Origin of the sequence: Arthrobacter sp. SW1, assembly GCF_001766675.1 — a bacterium.
In the GTDB taxonomy this organism is placed as follows: Bacteria; Actinomycetota; Actinomycetes; order Actinomycetales; family Micrococcaceae; genus Arthrobacter.
In genome coordinates, this window is sequence record NZ_MJLT01000034.1 from 1 (window position 1) to 19,666 (window position 19,666).

Genomic DNA, 19,666 nt, shown 5'->3' on the forward strand with positions numbered 1-19,666 from the left:
TGCCTTCCGCGCCGCCGCCGTGGCCGGACAGCAGTTCGAGCCCGACCACGAAGGCGCCGACTCCGAGGGTGGCCAGCGCGAGGCCGGGCCAGTCCATCCTGCGGCTGCGGTCGTGGCCGCCGCGGGGCACCAGGCGCAGTGCGGCGAGGAAGGCGGCCGCCCCCAGGGGCAGGTTGACCAGGAAGATCCAGTGCCAGGAGAGGTATTGCGTCAGCATGCCGCCCACCAAAGGGGCGAGGACGGGTGCCACCAGCCCCGGCCAGACGAGGTAGGCGGTGGCCCTGAAGAGCTGCTCCTTGGGGGTATCGCGGAGGACCACCAGGGTGCCCACCGGAACCATCAGGGCGCCACCGAAGCCTTGGAGGGCGCGGAAGGCCGTCAGTTCCCAGATGCCGGGGCTGAGTGAACACAGCAGGGAGGCCAGGGTGAAGACGGCGATGGCGGTGCAGAAGACCCGCCGGGCGCCGAACCGTTCGGCCAGCCAGGAGCTGGCGGGGATGCCCATGGTGACGGCGAGCAGGTAGGCGGTGATGGCTACGTTCGCATCGGCCGGTGCGATGCCGAAGTCATGCCCGATTGCGGGCAGGGCGGTAGCCAGTGCCGTGCCGTCGAGGAACTCCATGAAAAACGCGGCCGCGACGAGCGTGGCGAGGCCGCGGCCGGGGGCCTTGGGTGCCGGTGGGGCCGCCGCTCGTGGGATCTGCTGCAAATGAAGCCTCCTTGATGCATTGACAGGACAAAGTTTAGCGTCCTACGCTCGTTTGGAGCGCTCCAAATTTTGGCGAGCCCACCTTGGATTCCAAAGGAGGAACCCCATGAACAAGCCCCTCGGCGTTGCCGTCATCGGTGCCGGAATGGCAGGGAAGGCCCACGCCGCGGCCTACCGCAGTGCGAGCACCGTTTTTGCTCCAAGCCTGCCGGAGATCCGGCTCGTCTCCATCGGCGACGTAAACGCCGGATTCGGCCAGGCCGCGGCCGATCGCTTTGGCTATGAGCGCCACGACTCCAGCTGGCAGGCCATTGCGGAAGCGGAAGATATCGACGTTGTCTCCGTGGTGGTCGCCAACTCCCTGCACCGCGAAGTGGTTGAGGGCCTCCTTGCCGCCGGCAAGCACGTGCTGTGCGAGAAGCCGCTCTCGGACACCCTGGAGAACGCGGCAGCGATGGCAGCTGCCGCCCGTGCGGCCGAGGAGAACGGAGTCCTGGGCCGCATCGGCTTCACTTTCCGCCGCACTCCAGGGATTGCTGCCATCCGTGAACTTGTCAGCAACGGCACGCTGGGAAAGCCGCTGCACTTCTCCGGCCGCTACTGGACCGACTATTCCTGCAGCCCGGACGCGCCGATGAGCTGGCGCTATAAGGGCGGGGCAGGTTCCGGCGCCCTGGCCGACGTCGGGAGCCACCTGACGTACATCGCTGAATTCCTGTGCGGGGAGACCAAAGCCGTGTCCGGCGGCCGCCTGCACACCGCGATCGCCAAGCGTCCGCTGCCGCTGGGCGCAGTGATGGGCCACGACCATGCGGCCGTCAGCGATGTCTTCGAGGAAGTGGAGAACGATGATTACGCCACCTTCTCCGCGGAATTCGAAAGCTGCATCGGCAGCCTCGAGGTGTCCCGGGTTGCCGCCGGCCACCCGAACTCCCTGACCTTCGAAATCTTCTGCGAAAACGGCGCCGCCCTCTTCAACCAGGACCGGCCCTCGGAGATCGGGCTGTACCTGAACCACGGCCCCTACGAGCAGAACGGCTTCCGCCAGGTCCTGCTCGGCCCGGGCCACCCCTACCTCGCCGGCGGTCTGCCCATGGACGCCCCCGGCGTCGGCTTCGGCCAGAACGAGGCCTTCACGTTCCAGGCCCGGGCCTTCCTCGAGGAGCTCGCCGGACTCTCCGCCGAGGAATCGCTTCCCCGCTGTGCCACTTTCGATGAAGGCCTGCGCAACATGCAGGTCCTCGACGCCGTCGCCCGCTCGGCTGCCGGACACGGCATCCGCGTCAGCCTCTAAGGACAAGCGCATGAAACTCGGTGTCTACAACGCCATCCTCCACGACCGCCCGCTTGGGGACGCCCTCAAGGTCATCGCTGACCTTGGCCTCACGGGAATCGAGATCAATACCGGCGGCTTCCTGCCCGCGGTCCACGTGCCCGCCATGGACCAGATCCTCGTCAGCGATGCCGCCCGGGACGACTACCTGGCTCTGTTCGAAGGAACAGGGGTCTCCATTGCGGGCCTGAACTGCAACGGCAACCCGCTGCATCCCAAGGCGGAGATCGGCGAAAAGCATGCCGAGGACGTCCGCCGATCCATCCGGCTGGCCGAACGCCTGGGGCAGGACCGGGTGGTCACCATGTCCGGGCTTCCCGGCGGCGAGCCCGGTGCGAGCGTGACCAACTGGATCGTCAACGCCTGGAACTCCGCGGCCCTGGACGTGCTGGACTACCAATGGGAAGTGGCGGCAAAGTTCTGGCGCGAAACGGACCGGCTCGCGGCCGATCACGGCGTCAAGGTCGCCCTCGAACTGCACCCGCAGAACCTGGTCTTCAACACGGCGGATGTCCACAAGCTCGTGGAGCTGACCGGCGCCACGAATGTCGGCGTGGAGCTGGATGCCTCGCACCTGTTCTGGCAGCAGATGGATCCGGTGGCCGTAGTCCGCGAGCTGGGACCCCTGGTGTTCCATGCCGCGGCCAAGGACGTGCGGGTCAATACGGAACATGCCCGGCTGTACGGCGTTTTGGATAACCGCTTCCGCCGGCTCTCCCCGGATGAGCCGCGCACCAACCTCGGCGGCGACGAATGGGCCAACGAGTGGCCCAAGGACTCCGCCTGGGACTTCGTGGCGCTCGGCCGCGGGCATGACACCGCCTACTGGGCGGAGTTCCTCCGGGCCTTGCATGAGGTGGATCCGGACATGATGGTCAACATCGAGCACGAGGATGTCTCCCTGGGCCGCATCGAGGGCTTGGAAATCGCGGCCAAGGTGCTGCTGGACGCCGCGGAGCAGGCTGGAGTTTGACCTGACCGCGCAAGGTCAAGGGGTGGGTGCGGGCGCCGTGCTGCTGCGGACCGTCAGCGACGGCGGCACGTTCGAAACCGTGCGCCGTCCCTCCAGTGCCGCGCGTGCGGCAGCGAGCCCGGCCTCGGCCAAGGCGTCCGGGTCCTGGCGCACGCTGGTGAGGGAGAGCTGCGCCATGGCTGCGAGGTGGGAGTCGTCGAACCCCACCACGGACAGCCCCGCCGGCACACCGATGCCATGCCCGGACAAGCCGTGGATGAGTCCAGCGGCCGAGGCATCGTTGAAAGCCACGACGGCGGTCACTCCCTCTTCGTGCAGCCTCGCCGCCTGCCCGGCCGCCTTGATGCCGTCCCCTTCCGCGGGTCCGCCGGCAATCACATGTGGCGGCAGGCCGGCGTCGGACATCAAGCGCTTGAACTCACGACGGCGGGCGGTGGCTCCGGCTGCCTTCCCGCCGTCGAGATGGGCGAGCGTCCGGTGCCCGAGAGAGCGCAAGTGCTCGACCGCGAGCCGGACACCCAAGGCTTCGTCGGTGCTGGCGCTGGAAAGACCCGTCGCAGGAGCAAGCAGCGAGGTGACCGGAACCGGGAGCCCTGCGAGATCCTTCGCTGCGGAGTCCGGAGCGAGGATCAGCAGGGCCTCGGCGCCCAGGTCCAGGAGTGAATCGATGGCCTGGCTTTCCGTGCGGCGCGGTCCCCGGGCGCTCAGGGCCAGCTGCATTCCTTCGGCCTCGGCGGCGGGATAGAGGGCCTCGACAACGTCCGCATGGAACGCGCCGTCCAGCGCAAAGACGACGCCGAGCAAACCGGTCCGTGAACTGCGCAGCAGGCGTGCCCGGGTGTCCGGGCGGTAGCCGAGCTGTTCCGCGGCGGCCATGACCCTGGCCCGGGTGGCATCGCTGGCGCCGGGCGCCTTGCGCATGACGATCGAGGCCAATGCCCGTGAGACGCCGGCCTCCGCGGCGACGTCGGCCAGCGTGATGCGTCGCGGCACGTCCGCTCCTTGCTGTCGTTCCGATGCTTGGATCCATCCAAGCAGAAAAGTTCTAGAACGATCTAGATTAAAGCGGCGGGTTCTGCGAAACTCGTCCCCGGGAGCAAGAACTAGAACGATCTAGTCCTTGTGATCCGAACCCTGAGCTGAATCACCGTAAGGACCCTTCCATGCCATACCTTTCCGTCACCTCCACCCGTCCCGTGCCCCTGCGTGTCGGCCTCATCGGCGCCGGGTGGATGGGCGCCTACCACGCCCGCAGCCTCGCCCTTCGCATTCCGGGCGCCGAACTGGCCGCCATCGCAGACCCTGCCACCGACGCCGCCACCGCACTCGCTGCCGAGCTGGGGGTGGCCAAGGTGACCGCCGAAGCCGCCGACCTTTTCGCGGATCCGGAGATCGGCGCCGTCGTCATCGCCGGCCCCGCACGCTTCCATGCCCGGTTGTCCATCGACGCCGCCCGTGCCGGCAAGCACGTCTTCTGCGAGAAGCCCGGCGCCCTCACCCTGGACGAACTCGCCGCCGTCGAGGCCGCCGTGCAGGAAGCCGGCGTCCACTGGCAGATCGGCTTCAACCGGCGCTACGCCTCGGACTTCCTCGCCGCCCGCCGGGACATCGACGCCGGCGTGGCCGGAACCCCGCAGCTTCTGCGCTCCCTCACCCGGGACCCCGGTAACGGCAGCATCCCGCATGCCGCCCGGACCCCGCAGTGGACCATCTTCCTGGAAACCCTCATCCACGACTTCGACACCCTGAACTGGTTCAACCCGGGTGCGGAGCCCGTGAGCGTCCACGTCACGGCGGATGCCCTCGTGGAACCCGGGTTCAAGGAGCAGGGCTTTCTGGACACCGCCGTGGTCGCTGTGCGCTACAGCAACGGAGCCATCGCCGTGGCCGAAGCCAACTTCTCGGCGCTCTACGGCTACGACTGCCGCGGCGAGGTTTTCGGTTCGGCAGGCATGGTGCAGGCCGGTCGCGCCACGGAGACGGCGGCGCGGCGCTTCACCGCCGCCGGGCTCGCGGCCGATACTCCACGGCTGAACATCGAGCTTTTCGCCGAGGCCTACACGGACGAGCTCGCCGACTTTGCCGCCGTGGTCCGCGCCCGCCGGGACGGAACCGCCGTCCCGGACTGTGGCGTGGAGCTGACGCCCGGACTGCCCGACGCGCGGCGGGCGCTCGCCGTCGCGCTCGCCTGCATCGAATCGGCGCAAACCGGCGCTCCTGCAGCTGTTGCCGCCGCCTCGCCCGCGGTGGAGGTGCGGGCATGAGGCTTGCGGTCTGTGCCGAAATGGTTTTCACGGAGCTGCCGTTCGTGGAGCGCGTGGAGCGTATCCATGCGGCCGGCTTCGACGTTGAACTGTGGGATTCGCGGGGCAAGGACATTGCAGCGCTCAAGGCCACTGGCGCGCGGTTCTCCTCGATGACCGGGTATTCGGCGGGTTCGCTGGTGGAACCGGACACCGCTGGCGATGTGGTGCGCAGCGCGGAAAAGCTGGTCCCCGTGGCGCTGGAACTCGGCATCGAGAGAATGGTTGTCCACCCGGCCGAGCTGATCGACGGGCAGGCGGCCCGCCCGCAGCTGCGGGCAACGGGGGAGATGTGGCTTAGCGCCGCGAAAACCCTTGAGAAGCTGGGTGCGCTGGGGGAGCGGTACGGGCTGGTTTTCGCCCTGGAAAATCTCAACACCGTCCTGGACCACCCGGGCATTCCCCTCGGCCGGGCGAAGGACACCCTGGCGATGGTCCAGGCCGTGGACCATCCCAACGTCAGGCTCATGCTGGACCTCTACCACGCGCAGATGGGCGAAGGAAATCTCGTGGAGCTCGTGCGCCGCGCCCTTCCGTGGACGGGCGAAATCCAGGTGGCCGACGTGCCCGGCCGTTGCGAACCCGGTACCGGGGAGATCAACTACGCCGCGGTCCACCGTGTGCTCTCCGGGCTGGGCTACGAGGGCGCAGTTGGCATGGAGGCGTGGGCCGCCGGGGATCCGGATGAAGCATTGCGGGCGTTCGGAGCAGCCTTCGGACGCTAATTTGTCAATTTGTCCAGACATATCTTGACGGTGGGGGCTCGGGCCGGGAATACTCCTCTACGGTTCCACTGATCCCCGACACGAAGGAGTGCCCCCGTGAAAGCCGTTCCCACGCGAACCGTGACCCTTGGACTGATCGGCGTTGGCCGGATCGGGGTCATGCATGCCCGCAACATCGCCGCCATCACCGGGCAGTTCGCGGCAAGGAACGTCCAGCTGCGGCTCAAGCTCACGGATGTGGCCGAGGAGCACGCCCGTACGGTGGCAGAAGAGACAGGCGCGGAATTCGTTTCCGGTGGCGCTGAGGGCCTTTTGGCATCTGGCGTGGATGCCCTGCTCATTGCTACCGGAACGCAGACCCACCCGGGCCTCATCCTCGCCGGGGTGGATGCCGGCGTGCCCGTGTTCTGTGAAAAGCCCGTGGCGGCATCGGTCGACGAGTCCCGGCCGGTGCTGGAAGCGATCGCAGCCAAGGGCGGGGTGGTGCAGATCGGCCACCAGCGCCGCTTCGACGCCGGCTACCTCGAGGCCAAGCGCCGGTTCCAGGCCGGTGACCTCGGCTGGATCCACTCCTTGCGCGCCATCACCGGGGATATGTTCCCGCCGTCGGTCGAGTTCCTGGCCACCTCCGGGGGCCTGTTCCGCGACTGCTCCGTCCACGATTTCGACATCCTGCGCTGGCTGACCGGCCGCGAGATCGTCGAGGTCTACGCCCGCGGCTCGAACAACGGCGACCCCGCCATCGGTGCGGTCGGCGACGTGGACACCGCGCTCGCCGTCGTGACTTTCGACGACGGCACGGTGGGCACAGTCTCAGCCACCCGATACAACGGGGCGGGCCACGACGTCCGCCTCGAAATCCAAGGGTCCAAGTCCTCGGTGATGGTGGGCTTGGACGCGAAGGCGGCGCTGCGCTCCGCCGAACCGGGCGTGGCATTCCCGGACGGTGAAAGCCACCGGACCTTCGCCGAAAGGTTCGACGCCGCCTACCGGGCGGAGCTGGCCGCGTTCATTGAGCTGGTGCTGGGGGAACGGGAGAACCCCTGCACGCCGGAAGACGCCGTCGCGGCTTCCCGGGTGGCCGACGCCGCCCAGGAATCCCTCGCCACGGGCGTGCCCGTCAAAGTGGTCCAGCCGGCCTAGCCCCCGCCAGCCTCCCGGCACACCTCAACGAAGGCCCGGAACGGCGCCAGACGCTGTTCTTCCGGCAGGCTGGCGGCCTCGGGGTGCCACTGCATGGACACCACCCAGCGTGCGGGGTCTTCCAGGCCTTCGATGGTGCCGTCGTCGGCCACCGCGGTCACCAGCAGCCCGTTGCCCACACGGGCCACGGCCTGGTGGTGGCCCGAGGCAATCCGCACGGAAGGGGCCGAGCCGCCGTACAGCGCGGCGAGGCGCGAACCCGCGGTCAGTCCGACGTCGTGCCACGCCCATGAATGTTCAGCCCACTCGTGCTCCGGATCCGGTGCAGGCTCGCCCGCCACCACCCGATGCACCACCGGCGAAGGGTGCATGTCCTGGATGAGCGTGCCGCCGTAGAGCACGTTCAGGAGCTGGTGGCCGCGGCAGATGCCCAGCACCGGGATTCCGGCCGCGATGCCCGCCTTGGCAACGGACATGTCCAGCTCGTCCTGCGCGGGGTTGACGTCGTACAGTTCGGGCCCGGGCTCCTCGCCGTAGAGGCCGGGGTCCAGGTCGCCGCCGCCGGGCAACAGCACGCCGTCGAGCTCGCGGACTGCGCCGCCGTTGCCGGGCTCAACAAGCGAATCCAACAGCACGGGTTCCGCCCCCGCCTGCCGGAGCAGCTCGACGATGAGTTCAAAGAGGTGGTTGGCCTTGCCGACGCGCGGATCGGCGCCTTCGGAGCTGCTGAGCCGGACGGGAACGCCGATGCGCGGGGAACCATGTGCCTGCATGGCCCCATTCTGCTACGGCACCCTGCTAGGGGGCGCGTGCCGCGATGCCTAAGCTGGGGAAATGACTCCGCCCGACCCACGGACACACACCACGCTGAACCCCAGCCCGCGCACCCTGGATGTCGAGAGCGTGGCCCACTTCGACCGCCTGGTCACCGCGGGCGCGGGCACGATGCACGGCTGGCACGCCCAGTCCCTGGACCTGCGGGGCCGCAGCCGCGAGTTGACCGCGCTCGACGCCCAGGGCGCCATTTTCCTGGGCTGTACCTTCGACGACGGCGTGGAGGACAGCCTGCGCAGCCGCGGCGCGCTGATCTTCCCCAAGCTGCACGGTGTCCCGTTCAACCCGTACCGCGGCAGCCTCTACGATTCCCGCGAGCTCTACGAAGACATCGCCGGACACGAGTACGAGGCCACCCCGGACGCCCGGATCTACCAGTGGAGCATCCTCCCCGGACAACGGAGCAGCCTGGACGCCACGCTCGCCGCGGCGCTCCACGACCACGCCATCGGCGACGCCCTCGAGGAAGCCCTCTCCAACGGAGACTTCGCCGGCACCCGCATGGTGGGCGTCATGGGCGGCCACGCCGCACAGCGTGGCACCATCGAGTACGCCGACGCCGCACGGCTCGGCAGGCTCCTGGCCCGGGAAGGCTTCACCGTCGCCACCGGCGGCGGACCCGGCGCCATGGAAGCGGCGAACTGCGGCGCCTACCTCAGCGGACTGCCCGACGCCGGCTTCACCGCCGCGCTCGAGGCGCTCGGGGCGGTGCCGGGTTTCCGCCCCTCGGTGACGGAATGGGCGCGGGCGGCGGCCGCCGTCGTCGGGCAACACCCGGGAGGCACGGCGTCACTGGGCATTCCCACCTGGTTCTACGGGCACGAACCGCCCAACCTCTTCGCCACGCATATCGCGAAGTACTTCGCGAACTCGGTGCGGGAAGCGATCCTGCTGGAGCTGTGCACAGGCGGCGTGGTCTTCCTGCCGGGTTCGGCCGGGACGGTGCAGGAAATCTTCCAGGACGCGTGCGAAAACTACTACGGCGCGCCGGAGACCGTCACGCCCATGGTGCTGGTGGGCCGCCGGCACTGGCAGGAGACGTACCCGGCCTGGCCCATGCTCCAGGGCCTCGCAGCGGGCAAGCCGATGGCGGACCATGTGCACCTGGTGGATACGGTGGAGGAGGCGTTGGCGGTGCTCAGGTAGCGCGGTGCGGGCGTCGGACCCAGCCCCCCTTAACGCAATGAAGCTCCCCCGGATCCAGGATCCGGGGAGCTTCATTGATGGCGAGGGGTTACTTAAGCCACGCCTCCACCTGCTGCGGGTGGGCATCCACCCACTTCTTGGCGGCGGCTTCCGGCGTCATGCCGTTCTGGATGTCCGTGGCCACGGAGTCCTGGTCCGCGTTGGTCCACGTGAACGCCTTGACCAGCTTCGCGGCGGGGGAGCCGCTGTCCGAGAACTTCTTGGAGATGATCTTGTTCAGCGTGTAGTCCGGGTAGTCGCAGGCCACCTTCTCAGGATCTGCGTCGCAACCCGGGGTCCACTTGGGAAGATTGACCTTCACCAGCGGAACCTCGGCCAGGAACCACTGGGGTTCGTAGAAGTAGCCCAGCAGCGGGGTCTTGTTCTTCTCCGCGGCGCGGAACGACTGGATCAGGGCGGCCTCCGAACCGGAGTAGACCACCTTGAAATCCAGTCCGAGGTTCTTGACCAGGGCTTCGTCATTGGTCACGAACGCCGGATCGCCGTCCAGGAGCTGGCCCTTGCCGCCGGACTCGGAGGTCTTCAGCAACGAGGCGTACTTGTTCAGGTTCTTGCTGTCCAGGATGTCCGGGTGGGCCTTTGCCAGCCATGGCGGCACGTACCAGCCGATACGTCCTTTGTTCCCAGTGGGGCCGGCGTCCACGGCCACGGCCTGATCGGTGATGTACTGCTTCACGAGGTCCTCGTGGCCCCAGTTTTCGATGATGATGTCGACCTCGCCGGAGCTGAAGCCCTGCCAGGCGATCTGCTCGTTGAGGTCCTTCTGGACCACGTTGCAGCCGAGCTTTTCCTTGGCCACGTAGCTGTACACGGCGGCATTCGCCGTGTAGCCGACCCAGGCGTTCATCGCCACGTTGACGGTGCCGCAGGCGGCCTTCGAACCGTCGGCCGCGGCGGCCTGGTTGACGGACGAGCCGCCGCAGGCGGTGAGGAGCATGGCTGCGGCCGCAGCCCCGGCGAGTGCGGGAACGAGCCGTTTGAAGACGGAGCCGTTTCTTGTCATGGTCAAGCCTCCTTGGTGGTAGCGGATGGTGCGGTAGAACGGGATCTGGATGGTGCGCTGAAGGCGGCGGCCTGCGTGATGCGGTCAAGCAGGATGCCCAGGAAGACGATGGCGAGGCCGGCGGCCAGGCCCTTCCCGAAGAGGGAGCTTTGGACGAAGCCCGCCACGACGTCGTAGCCGAGGCCGCCGGCGCCCACCAGGGCACCGACCACCACCATGGCCAGGACGTAGATGAGGCCCTGGTTGGCGGCCAGCCCGAGGGACTTGCGTGCCATGGGCAGCTGGACTTTCGTGATGACCTGCCAGGGCGTCGAACCGCTCGCGACGGCGGCCTCGACCACAGTGGGCGAGACGCCTGAGATTCCGTCCGCCATGATCTTGATGGCGGCAGGTGCCGCGTAGATGACGCCGGCGATGATCGCCGTGAAGCGGGTTGCCCCGAAGAGGCCCAGGAACGGCACGAGGTAGACGAAGGCAGGAAGGGTCTGGCCGGCGTCGAGCACTGGCCGCATGAGCTTGTCGAAACGCTCCGAGCGGCCCATCGCCACGCCGAACACAATGCCCAGGACCATGACGATCACCGTGGCCACGAGCGTGCTGGCCAGGGTCACCATGGCATCGCCCCAAAGGCCGAGGTAGACGATCACCGTGAGGCAGGCCAGGACCAGCGCCGTCAGTTTCCAGCCGCCGAACGCGTACGCGACGAGGGCGAGCGCGGCGAACATGATGAAGAACGGTGTGTCCGTGATCGCGGTCTGGAAGGGGTTGAGGAAAGCGACGGTGACGGCTTCGCGGAAGGCCCCGGTCAGCAGGAACAAGTGGGTCTGCAGCCATTCGCTGGCGGCGTCCACGCCACTGGTGATGGCGGGCCCGATGTTGATCTCTTGCGGGAAGCGCGCGGCCCACAGCATGGTCCTGGACAGCTGGACCAGCACCAGGGCCAGGGCAAAAGTGGCTCCGACCAGGATCATGCGTGTCCTGCGCGGGAGGGCGCTCCGCCGTCGCTGGGTTGCCGGCCGTGCCCGCTCGCTGGCCGCCGTGGTCACACGGTCCAGCACGATCGCCATCAGCACGATCGACAGGCCGGCGTTCACCGCGGTGCCGACGTCCAGGGACTGCAGGGCGCGGACCACCACCTGTCCCAGGCCGGGCGCGGCGATCAGCGCCGCGATGGTGACCATGGACAGGGCCGCCATGGTGCCCTGGTTGATGCCCATCACGATGGTCCGTTTGGCCATGGGGATCTGGAGCGTGAACAGCCGCTGCAGGGGAGTGGTTCCCAGTGAGTCGGACGCTTCGCGGGTGTTCTCCGGGATGCCCCTGATGCCGTGCGCGGTCAGGCGGATGATCGGGGGCGCCGCATAGATCACAGTGGCGATGACGGCGGACGCCGGGCCAATGAGGAAGACCAGCGCCAGCGGTGCCAGATAGACGAACGTCGGGAGGATCTGCATGAAGTCCAGGACGGGCGTGATGATCTTCTCCACCCGGCTGCTGATGCCGGCCAGGACACCGAGCGGCAGGCCGACGAGCAGCGACAGCAGGACGGAGGTCACCACGAGAGCGAAGGTGTGCGCGGCTTCGACGAAAAGGCCCTGCAGGCCGAAGAAGGTGAAGACGGCGACGGTCAGCAGCGCCACGCGTGCGTTCCCGACGGCGAATGCGAGCCAGCCGAGGAGCGCGACGGTTCCCAGCCAGCCGATTTCCGGCAGCCCCAACCCCGTGGAACTGGCCGCGAACACGGTGGTGAAGACGGCGGCCACCGCGTCCACGGCTGAACGCAGGGGCGAGAGCAGGTAGAGGAACACCGGGTTGTCGTCGCGGTTGGACGCCACCCACGAATTGAACTGGTTCAGGGAGCGGTGCAGGTCCGTGAGTTCGGACGTCGGAAGGGCGAGCGTTCCGGTGCCGTGCAGGAAGACGAACCCCACGGTCCAGACGACGGCGGCGCTGATGAGGAGGAGCGCCCTGCGGCTCAGGCGCCTGCGCGGGACGGTTGGCGGTGCGGCCGGGGTGTTTGTTGCTTTCTCCGCGCCGAGGAGGGTTGCGCTCATGCCGCTGCTCTCGTGCCGTGCGGTACTGCGCCGTGCAGGACCGACAGGATGCTGTCCCGGTCGATCTGGCCCATGATGGTGCCCGATTCCTCGACCAGTACGGGGCTGGACGAGTGCATCACCGTGGAGATCGCGTCGCGGATGATGGTGTCCGAACTCAGCACCGGGGCGTCGCCGGGCGTGCCGGCAGCTACGGGATCTGCGATCCACTTCAGGGTCAGGACGTCGGAGCGCGGGACTTCGGAGACGAAGTCGGCGATGTAGTCGTTGGCCGGGGATCCGACCAGTTCGTCGCCGGTGCCGCACTGGACGGCTTCACCGTGGCGCATGATCAGGATCCGGTCGCCCAGTTTGAGCGCTTCCGAAAGATCGTGCGTCACGAAGACCATGGTCTTGCCCATATCCTTGTGGAGCCGGATGACCTCTGCCTGCATGTCGCGGCGGATCAGTGGGTCCAGCGCGGAGAACGGCTCATCGAACAGGATGGCGTCCGGGTCTCCGGCCAGGGCGCGGGCGAGTCCCACGCGCTGCTGCATGCCGCCCGAAAGCTGCTCCGGGAAGTGGCTTTCGTAGCCTTTGAGGCCCACGAGTTCGATCACTTCCCGCGAGCGGGCGTAGCGTTCGTTCTTGGCAGCGCCCCTGATCTGCAGGCCGTAGGCAACGTTGTCCAGCACCGTCCGGTGCGGGAGCAGGCCGAAGTGCTGGAACACCATGGACATCTTCTGCCGCCGAAGCTCACGCAGCTCCGCGGGACGGGCCTGGAGGATGTCCCGCCCTCCGATCGTGACGCTTCCGGAGGTGGGCTCAATCAAGCGGGTCAGGCAACGGATCAGGGTGGACTTGCCCGAGCCGGACAGGCCCATGATCACGAACACCTCGCCCTTGGCCACGTCAAAGTTCATGTTCTTTACAGCGGCCACGCATCCGGTGCGTTCGAGCAGCTGCGAGGACGGCAAAGCGGACAGCTCCGGGTCCAGGGGAATCTTCGCACCACCTGCGCCGAAGACCTTCCAAAGATTGCGTACCGATATGTCGGAACTGGTCATGCCTGCACTCCTGCCGGGTTCGGCGTCAGCCGGGGATCACATTGGGGAAGCCAAGGAAAAGCTTGGATTGCCGAGGTTGTTTAATGTGCAACCATTGCGCAATACGCAACACGGTGACGTAGCTCACATCGTCTTGTCAAGCATTCGCCCCACTTGTTCCGCTTCGTGACTTGCGTTGAACAGAAGGATCTGATTCGGCTTCGACGCGCCATCTGAAATTTGTTGCGCATCGTGCGGCTATGACGGCCGCTGCGGGGCGCGCGAGGATGCAGCGGTGCTGCTTTCGCCATAGTCTGGCCGGGTGGATACCAAGACAGTGAACGCCGGGGAGCAGGTGGACAGGCAGTCCCGCATTTTGGATGCGGTACTCGAACTCTTGTCGCGCCATGGAATTTCCGGCGTCAACATGCGGGCAGTGGCCCGCGAGGCCGGCGTCGCGCTCGGGCTTGTCAACTACTACTACGCGGACAAGCCGAGCCTGATCCGTGCGGTGCTGGGCAGGATCGGCGAGAGCGATATGAGGCTGGTGTCTCCCGATCCGGAGGCACTCCCTGATGAGCAGCTTCGTGATGCCCTGCGGCGGGTCGCCGCGCCGGAAATCCTCACCACGCAGTACCTGTCCCTCCGGCTGCATCTCTGGGCGCTTGCTCAGGCCGATGAAGAGTTCGCCGCGATCAACGCCGAAGCGTTCGACCAATACCTGGATGGCCTTGCCGCGCTGATCGGCAACGCGAAGCCCGGACTCTCGCCGGAAGAGTGCAAGGACCGGGCTGCGGACATCGTGGTGGTACAGAACGGCATGTGGCTGACCTCCCTGCTGGGGATCGACAAGTCCTCCATCGAGCGGAGCATCGTCCGCACCGAAGAAATCGCCTTCGCCGACTAGCGGTTGTTGCTGCATGGCCGCGCATGGTGGCCGCGGCTTCTCCTGACGCTTTATGACTGCGGGCCCTGGCGTGCCCGGAATGCGGGCTTCCGCGTCGTCATTCAAGGCTTCAAAAAGCCGGGATCCTGCACCGTTTGAACAGATGTCCAAATTAACTCTTGAACACTTGTTCAACCTCGGCTAACCTCGAATGTATGACCTACGCCACACTGGCGGGGTCCCGCGGAGAAGAGGCCGCCTGGGCCTGCGGCACGTGCCGCGCCATGGTCTGTGGTTGGTGCCAGGCCGCATCCGCCCGAGGTACAAGGAGACTTTCAGAATGACCGAGAGTAGCTACGACTACGTCATCGTAGGTGGGGGAAGCGCCGGCTCCGTGCTGGCCAACCGTTTGAGTGAAGGCGGCACGCGCAGTGTCCTGGTCCTTGAAGCGGGCCGCAGCGACTTCCCGTGGGACCTGTTCATCCAGATGCCGGCAGCGCTGACTTTCCCCAGCGGCAACCCGTTCTACGACTGGCGCTACCAGTCGGATCCGGAGCCCTACATGGGCGGCCGCCGCGTGGCCCACGCCCGCGGCAAGGTGCTGGGCGGTTCCAGCTCCATCAACGGCATGATCTTCCAGCGCGGCAACCCCATGGACTACGAACGCTGGGGCGCCGACGCCGGCATGGAGACCTGGGACTTCGCGCACTGCCTTCCCTACTTCCGCCGCATGGAGAACACCCTCGCCGCCGATCCCGAGGACGAGTTCCGCGGCCACGACGGCCCTTTGGTGCTCGAGCGCGGCCCGGCCACCAATCCGCTGTTCCAGTCCTTCTTCCAGGCAGCCCAGCAGGCCGGCTACCCGCTGACGGACGACGTCAACGGCTACCGCCAGGAAGGTTTCGCTCCCTTCGACCGCAACGTCCACAAGGGCCAGCGCCTTTCGGCCTCCCGTGCGTACCTGCGCCCCAACACCGGCCGCCACAACCTCAAGGTCCTCACCCGGGCGTTCGTCACCAAGGTCAACTTCAAGGGCAACGTGGCCACCGGCGTCACCTTCCGCCGCAACGGCAAGCTGCACACCGTCAACGCAGGCGAGGTCATCCTGTCCGGCGGCGCCATCAACACCCCGCAGCTGCTGCAGCTTTCCGGTGTGGGCGATGCCCAGCACCTGAAGTCCCTGGGCATCAACCCGGTGGTCAACCTGCCCGGCGTCGGCGAAAACCTGCAGGACCACCTGGAGGTCTACATCCAGCACGCCTGCACCCAGCCGGTGTCCATGCAGCCCGCCCTGGACGTCTGGCGCATGCCGTGGATCGGCATGCAGTGGCTCTTCGGCCGCACCGGCCCGGCGGCCACCAACCACTTCGAAGGCGGCGGCTTCGTCCGCTCCAACGAGGACGTGGCCTACCCGAACCTCATGTTCCACTTCCTGCCCGTCGCGGTCCGCTACGACGGCCAGAAGGCGGACGCGAAGCACGGCTACCAGGTGCACATCGGTCCCATGTACTCGGACGCCCGGGGCAGCCTGAAGATCAAGTCCACGGACCCCACGGTCCACCCGTCCATGGTCTTCAACTACCTCTCCACCGACCAGGACCGCCGCGAATGGGTCGAAGCGGTGCGCATCTCCCGCGACATCCTGGGCCAGTCCGCCATGGCACCGTTCAACGGCGGCGAGATCTCTCCCGGCCCCCGCGTCCAGACGGACAAGGAGATCCTGGAGTGGGTTGCCGAGGACGCCGAGACCGCGCTGCACCCGTCCTGCACCGCCAAGATGGGCCCGGCATCGGACCCGATGGCAGTGGTCGATCCGCTGACCATGGGCGTGCACGGCACCAAGGGCCTGCGCGTGGTGGACGCCTCCGCCATGCCGTATGTCACCAACGGCAACATCTACGCGCCGGTGATGATGCTGGCCGAGCGCGCCTCGGACCTCATCCTCGGCAAGACGCCGCTCGCGGCGCAGCACACCGAGTTCTACCGCCACGGCATCTCCCCGCTGGAGCGGGACAAGTCCGCAAGCCAGGCAGTGAAGGGCTAAGGCGATGACCATCACGGAAACCGAAACGAAGACCGTCCGCGGCATCTTCATCGACGGCGCCTGGCACGAGGCGTCCGACGGCGGGACGACCGTTGTGCGCTGCCCGGCGGACGGGCGCGAGGTGGCTGTTGTCGCCTCCTCCACCGTCGAGGACGCGGAGCGGGCGATCGCCAGCGCACGTGCCGCGTTCGACGGCGGCCCCTGGCGCCGGATGACGGACCTGGAACGCGGTGAGGTGCTGCTCCGCATCGCCGGGCTGCTCGAACGGGACAAGGCGATCTATGCCCGGGCCGAGTCGCTGGACACGGGCAAGCGCCTTGTCGAAGCCGAGTACGACATCGACGACATCGCCGCCTGCTTCCGCTACTACGGCAAGGTGGCCGGCCTCGACGCCGGCCGGGTCATCGACACCGGCCGGCCGAACGCCATCAGCCGCGTGGTCTACGAACCGCTCGGCGTGTGCAGCCTCATCGCACCGTGGAACTACCCGCTCCTCCAGGCAGCCTGGAAGGTGGCCCCGGCTCTCGTCGCCGGCAACTCCTTCGTGCTCAAGCCGAGCGAGCTGACGCCGTCGACGTCCATCCTCCTGATGGAAACGCTGGCAGAGGCGGGCGTTCCCGCCGGCGTCGCGAACCTGGTCACGGGCAAGGGTTCCAAGGTGGGCCCGGTGCTGAGCTCGGACCCGCGGGTGGACCTCGTGTCCATGACCGGAAGCCTGGCCACGGGGCAGACCATCATGGCAGCGGCTGCGGACACCGTGAAGCGCGTCGCCTTCGAACTCGGCGGGAAGAATCCCAACGTCGTCTTCGCGGACGCTGACTGGGACTCCGCCGTCGACAACGCCCTGACCGCGGTGTTCCTGCACTCCGGCCAGGTGTGCTCGGCCGGCGCGCGGCTGGTGGTCGAGGAGTCCATCGCCGAGCGCTTCGTCGCGGAGGTGGTGGAGCGGGCCAAGAAGATCCGGATGGGCGGACCCTTCGATCCCGAGGCGGAAACCGGTCCACTTATCTCCGCGAAGCACCGCGAGCAGGTCCACGCCTATGTCCAGGCGGGCATCGCGGAAGGCGCCGAGCTGCTGTGCGGCGGGTACATCCCCGACGACGGCGTGCTGGCCGATGGCTTCTTCTACCCGCCCACGGTGCTCGCCAACTGCCGTTCGGGCATGAGCGTGCTGAAGGAGGAATCCTTCGGTCCGGTGCTGACCGTGGAGACCTTCCGGAGCGAAGACGAAGCCATCGCCATCGCCAACGACACGGAATACGGACTGGCAGGTGCGGTCTGGACCTCGGACGGCTCGAAGGCGCAGCGTGTAGCCAGTGCCCTCCGGCACGGGACGGTGTGGATCAACGACTACCACCCGTACGTGCCGCAGGCGGAATGGGGCGGCTTCGGCAAGTCCGGCATCGGCCGTGAACTTGGCAGCGCCGGCCTCAACGAATACCGCGAGGCAAAACACATCTGGCAGAACATCCAGCCCGCTCCCAGCGGCTGGTTCGGCCAGCCCGCCTAAGACCCGCCCGCAGAAAGCTGGACGGGTACAGCAGGCAGCACCCACCCAAGGGGGACACGGGCCGGGCGTGCAATGAGGCATGCCCGGCCGGTTCCGCCGCCTCCAGGCGCGGCGGGAAAGATCGTGCCATTCGATTTAGGAGCTCAGATGTCAGAAATGCGCAGCACTGGCACAAGCAAGACCGCTGATACCAGCGGAATGGACGAGTTCGGCTACGCCCAGACACTCGACCGCAGCATCGGAAAGTTCGCAAGTTTCGCCGCCGGCGTCAGCTACATCTCCATCCTGACCGGCGTTTTCCAACTGTTTTACTTTGGCTTCTCCACCGCCGGACCGGCCTATGCCTGGTCCTGGCCCATTGTTTTCGTCGGCCAGTTGATGGTCGCACTCTGTTTTGCCGAACTCGCCGGGCGCTACCCGGTGGCCGGCTCCGTTTACAACTGGGCCAAGCGGCTCACGACGGGCACCTTCGCCTGGCTTTCGGGCTGGCTGCTGCTGATCTCCTCGATCGTGGCACTTGGCTCCGTGGCCCTGGCCCTGCAGATCACCCTGCCGCAGCTCTGGGAGGGGTTCCAGATCGTCGGCGACGGCACCGGCCCGTTCGACTTCGCGGCCAACGGCGTATTGCTGGCCACGATCATGATCACCATCTCCACCCTGATCAACGCCTTCGGCGTGAAGCTGATGACCAAGATCAACAGCATCGGCGTGTTCGTCGAGCTGATCGCGGCCGCCCTGCTCATCGTGGCCCTGTTCTGGCACGTCGTGAACGGCCCGGAAGTCCTCTTCGACACCTCGGGCTTCGGTGAGGAACACCCCATGGGCTTCTTCGGCGTCTTCCTGATCGCCGCCATGGCCTCCGGCTACGTCATGTACGGCTTCGACACCGCTTCCTCGCTGGGCGAGGAAACCAAGGACCCCAAGAAGACCGCGCCGAAGGCGATCATCCGCGCCGTCACCGCGTCCTTCCTGCTCGGCGGCCTGATGCTCTTCGGCGGCATCCTCGCCGCACCGGACCTCAACGATCCCAAGCTCGGCGCAGCCGACGGCGGCCTGCAGTACATCGTGCTGTCCGTCCTGGGCGGCCCCTTCGGCAAGGCGTTCCTGGCCTGCATCGTGGTGGCCGTGGTGGTCTGCACCCTGGCCGTCCACGCCGCGGCGATCCGCATGATGTTCGCCATGGCACGTGACAACAACCTGCCGTTCAGCCGCCAGCTCAGCAAGGTGGACCCGGTCCGCAAGACCCCCACCGTTGCTGCGATCGTGATCGGTGTCCTGGCCATCATCCCGCTGCTCGTCAACGTGGCGCAGCCGGCCATCTTCACCATCCTCTCCAGCATCAGCATCGTCCTGATCTACCTGTCCTACCTGTTGGTCACCGTCCCGATGCTGCGCCGCCGCTTCCTGAAGAAGTGGCCGCTGCCGGACGACGGCACCGAGGTGGGCTTCAGCCTCGGCAAGTGGGGCTTCGTGGTGAACCTCCTGGCGGTGCTGTGGGGCGCCGCCATGACGATCAACCTGATCTGGCCGCGCCAGGAGATCTACAACTCCGTGCCGCCGTTCGAGTGGTACCTGCAGTGGGGCGGCGTCTTCTTCGTGGGGGCCGTGGCCGTTGCCGGCATCCTGCTCTACCGCCTGAAGATCCGGCACCAGACCGGCGTGCTCGCCGAGCACGCAGCCGCGGTCGCTGCCCACCCGTCCTCGGGCCCTCCTACGGAAGCGGTGGTCACGGAGAAGGCCGGGATTGACACCCGGGTGTGACCCCTGCCATATTTCAATAACGCGCCATGCGCATCGTGTTGTGTAATACGCAATTAGACGAGGCTTGTGTGGAGCTACCCTTTCGAGCAACCCGGCTACCCCTTTGGGTAGCCGGGTGCCGGGTTTTCAGCTCATACCATGGGTAAGTCGTATCGGG

At 67.2% G+C, this 19,666-nt stretch carries 16 protein-coding genes; 10 read left to right on the top strand and 6 right to left on the bottom strand.

Going from position 1 to position 19,666, the window contains the following annotated elements; genetic code table 11:
• The coding region (locus BIU82_RS11885; protein WP_253182763.1) for an MFS transporter at window positions 1-709 on the bottom strand (709 nt) is incomplete at its 3' end.
• Window positions 710-815: 106 nt separating this feature from the next.
• Here BIU82_RS11885 and BIU82_RS11890 point away from each other — a divergent pair.
• Both BIU82_RS11890 and BIU82_RS11895 read left to right on the top strand, forming a co-directional pair.
• Entirely contained in the window at window positions 816-2,003 is a 1,188-nt protein-coding gene (locus BIU82_RS11890) for a Gfo/Idh/MocA family oxidoreductase (protein WP_083292307.1), read from the top strand.
• A gap of 10 nt (window positions 2,004-2,013) precedes the next feature.
• Window positions 2,014-3,015, top strand: a complete 1,002-nt coding sequence (locus tag BIU82_RS11895) for a sugar phosphate isomerase/epimerase (protein ID WP_070349680.1) — start codon at window positions 2,014-2,016, stop codon at window positions 3,013-3,015.
• Window positions 3,016-3,030: 15 nt separating this feature from the next.
• On the opposite strand, the gene BIU82_RS11900 is transcribed toward BIU82_RS11895, so the two are convergent.
• Complete coding sequence (locus tag BIU82_RS11900) at window positions 3,031-4,008, bottom strand: LacI family DNA-binding transcriptional regulator (protein ID WP_070349681.1); 978 nt, start codon at window positions 4,006-4,008, stop codon at window positions 3,031-3,033.
• 170 nt (window positions 4,009-4,178) lie between these two features.
• Here BIU82_RS11900 and BIU82_RS11905 point away from each other — a divergent pair, with 170 nt between their 5' ends.
• The 3 genes from BIU82_RS11905 to BIU82_RS11915 all read left to right on the top strand — a co-directional run bounded on the left by BIU82_RS11905 (window position 4,179) and on the right by BIU82_RS11915 (window position 7,186).
• Window positions 4,179-5,279: a Gfo/Idh/MocA family oxidoreductase gene (locus BIU82_RS11905; protein ID WP_070349682.1), complete on the top strand. Its 1,101-nt coding sequence runs from the start codon at window positions 4,179-4,181 to the stop codon at window positions 5,277-5,279.
• Window positions 5,276-6,043: a TIM barrel protein gene (locus BIU82_RS11910; protein ID WP_070349683.1), complete on the top strand. Its 768-nt coding sequence runs from the start codon at window positions 5,276-5,278 to the stop codon at window positions 6,041-6,043. Before BIU82_RS11905 ends, BIU82_RS11910 begins: the two co-directional genes overlap by 4 nt.
• A 159-nt stretch (window positions 6,044-6,202) precedes the next feature.
• Window positions 6,203-7,186 (top strand): Gfo/Idh/MocA family oxidoreductase, encoded by a 984-nt coding sequence (locus tag BIU82_RS11915; protein WP_070349918.1) that lies wholly within the window; start codon window positions 6,203-6,205, stop codon window positions 7,184-7,186.
• Here BIU82_RS11915 and BIU82_RS11920 read toward each other — a convergent pair.
• Window positions 7,183-7,959, bottom strand: a complete 777-nt coding sequence (locus tag BIU82_RS11920; protein WP_070349684.1) for a gamma-glutamyl-gamma-aminobutyrate hydrolase family protein — start codon at window positions 7,957-7,959, stop codon at window positions 7,183-7,185. The genes BIU82_RS11915 and BIU82_RS11920 overlap by 4 nt on opposite strands.
• Before the next feature lie 61 nt (window positions 7,960-8,020).
• Here BIU82_RS11920 and BIU82_RS11925 point away from each other — a divergent pair, with 61 nt between their 5' ends.
• Window positions 8,021-9,166 (top strand): LOG family protein, encoded by a 1,146-nt coding sequence (locus BIU82_RS11925; RefSeq protein ID WP_070349685.1) that lies wholly within the window; start codon window positions 8,021-8,023, stop codon window positions 9,164-9,166.
• Between the two features lie 88 nt (window positions 9,167-9,254).
• Here BIU82_RS11925 and BIU82_RS11930 read toward each other — a convergent pair whose 3' ends face one another.
• From BIU82_RS11930 to BIU82_RS11940, 3 genes are read right to left on the bottom strand one after another with little or no spacing between them, the layout of a single operon-like run.
• Complete coding sequence (locus BIU82_RS11930) at window positions 9,255-10,229, bottom strand: ABC transporter substrate-binding protein (RefSeq protein WP_070349686.1); 975 nt, start codon at window positions 10,227-10,229, stop codon at window positions 9,255-9,257.
• Between the two features lie 2 nt (window positions 10,230-10,231).
• Complete coding sequence (locus BIU82_RS11935; protein ID WP_070349687.1) at window positions 10,232-12,283, bottom strand: ABC transporter permease subunit; 2,052 nt, start codon at window positions 12,281-12,283, stop codon at window positions 10,232-10,234.
• Window positions 12,280-13,329 carry a glycine betaine/L-proline ABC transporter ATP-binding protein gene (locus tag BIU82_RS11940; protein ID WP_070349688.1) on the bottom strand — a complete coding sequence of 350 codons (1,050 nt, stop codon included), beginning with the start codon at window positions 13,327-13,329 and terminating at the stop codon, window positions 12,280-12,282. Before BIU82_RS11940 ends, BIU82_RS11935 begins: the two co-directional genes overlap by 4 nt.
• A gap of 301 nt (window positions 13,330-13,630) precedes the next feature.
• On the opposite strand from BIU82_RS11940, the gene BIU82_RS11945 reads away from it, so the two are divergent.
• The 4 genes from BIU82_RS11945 to BIU82_RS11960 all read left to right on the top strand — a co-directional run bounded on the left by BIU82_RS11945 (window position 13,631) and on the right by BIU82_RS11960 (window position 19,509).
• A complete protein-coding gene (locus BIU82_RS11945) occupies window positions 13,631-14,215 on the top strand; it encodes a TetR/AcrR family transcriptional regulator (protein WP_070349689.1) in 585 nt (194 codons plus the stop codon).
• A gap of 319 nt (window positions 14,216-14,534) precedes the next feature.
• Window positions 14,535-16,238, top strand: a complete 1,704-nt coding sequence (betA, locus tag BIU82_RS11950) for a choline dehydrogenase (RefSeq protein WP_070349690.1) — start codon at window positions 14,535-14,537, stop codon at window positions 16,236-16,238.
• Window positions 16,239-16,242: 4 nt separating this feature from the next.
• Window positions 16,243-17,748 (top strand): aldehyde dehydrogenase family protein, encoded by a 1,506-nt coding sequence (locus tag BIU82_RS11955; RefSeq protein ID WP_070349691.1) that lies wholly within the window; start codon window positions 16,243-16,245, stop codon window positions 17,746-17,748.
• 198 nt (window positions 17,749-17,946) lie between these two features.
• The gene (locus BIU82_RS11960) at window positions 17,947-19,509 is read left to right on the top strand and encodes an APC family permease (protein WP_139146608.1); all 1,563 of its coding nucleotides are present in this window, start codon (window positions 17,947-17,949) and stop codon (window positions 19,507-19,509) included.
• Window positions 19,510-19,666 lie beyond the last annotated feature (157 nt).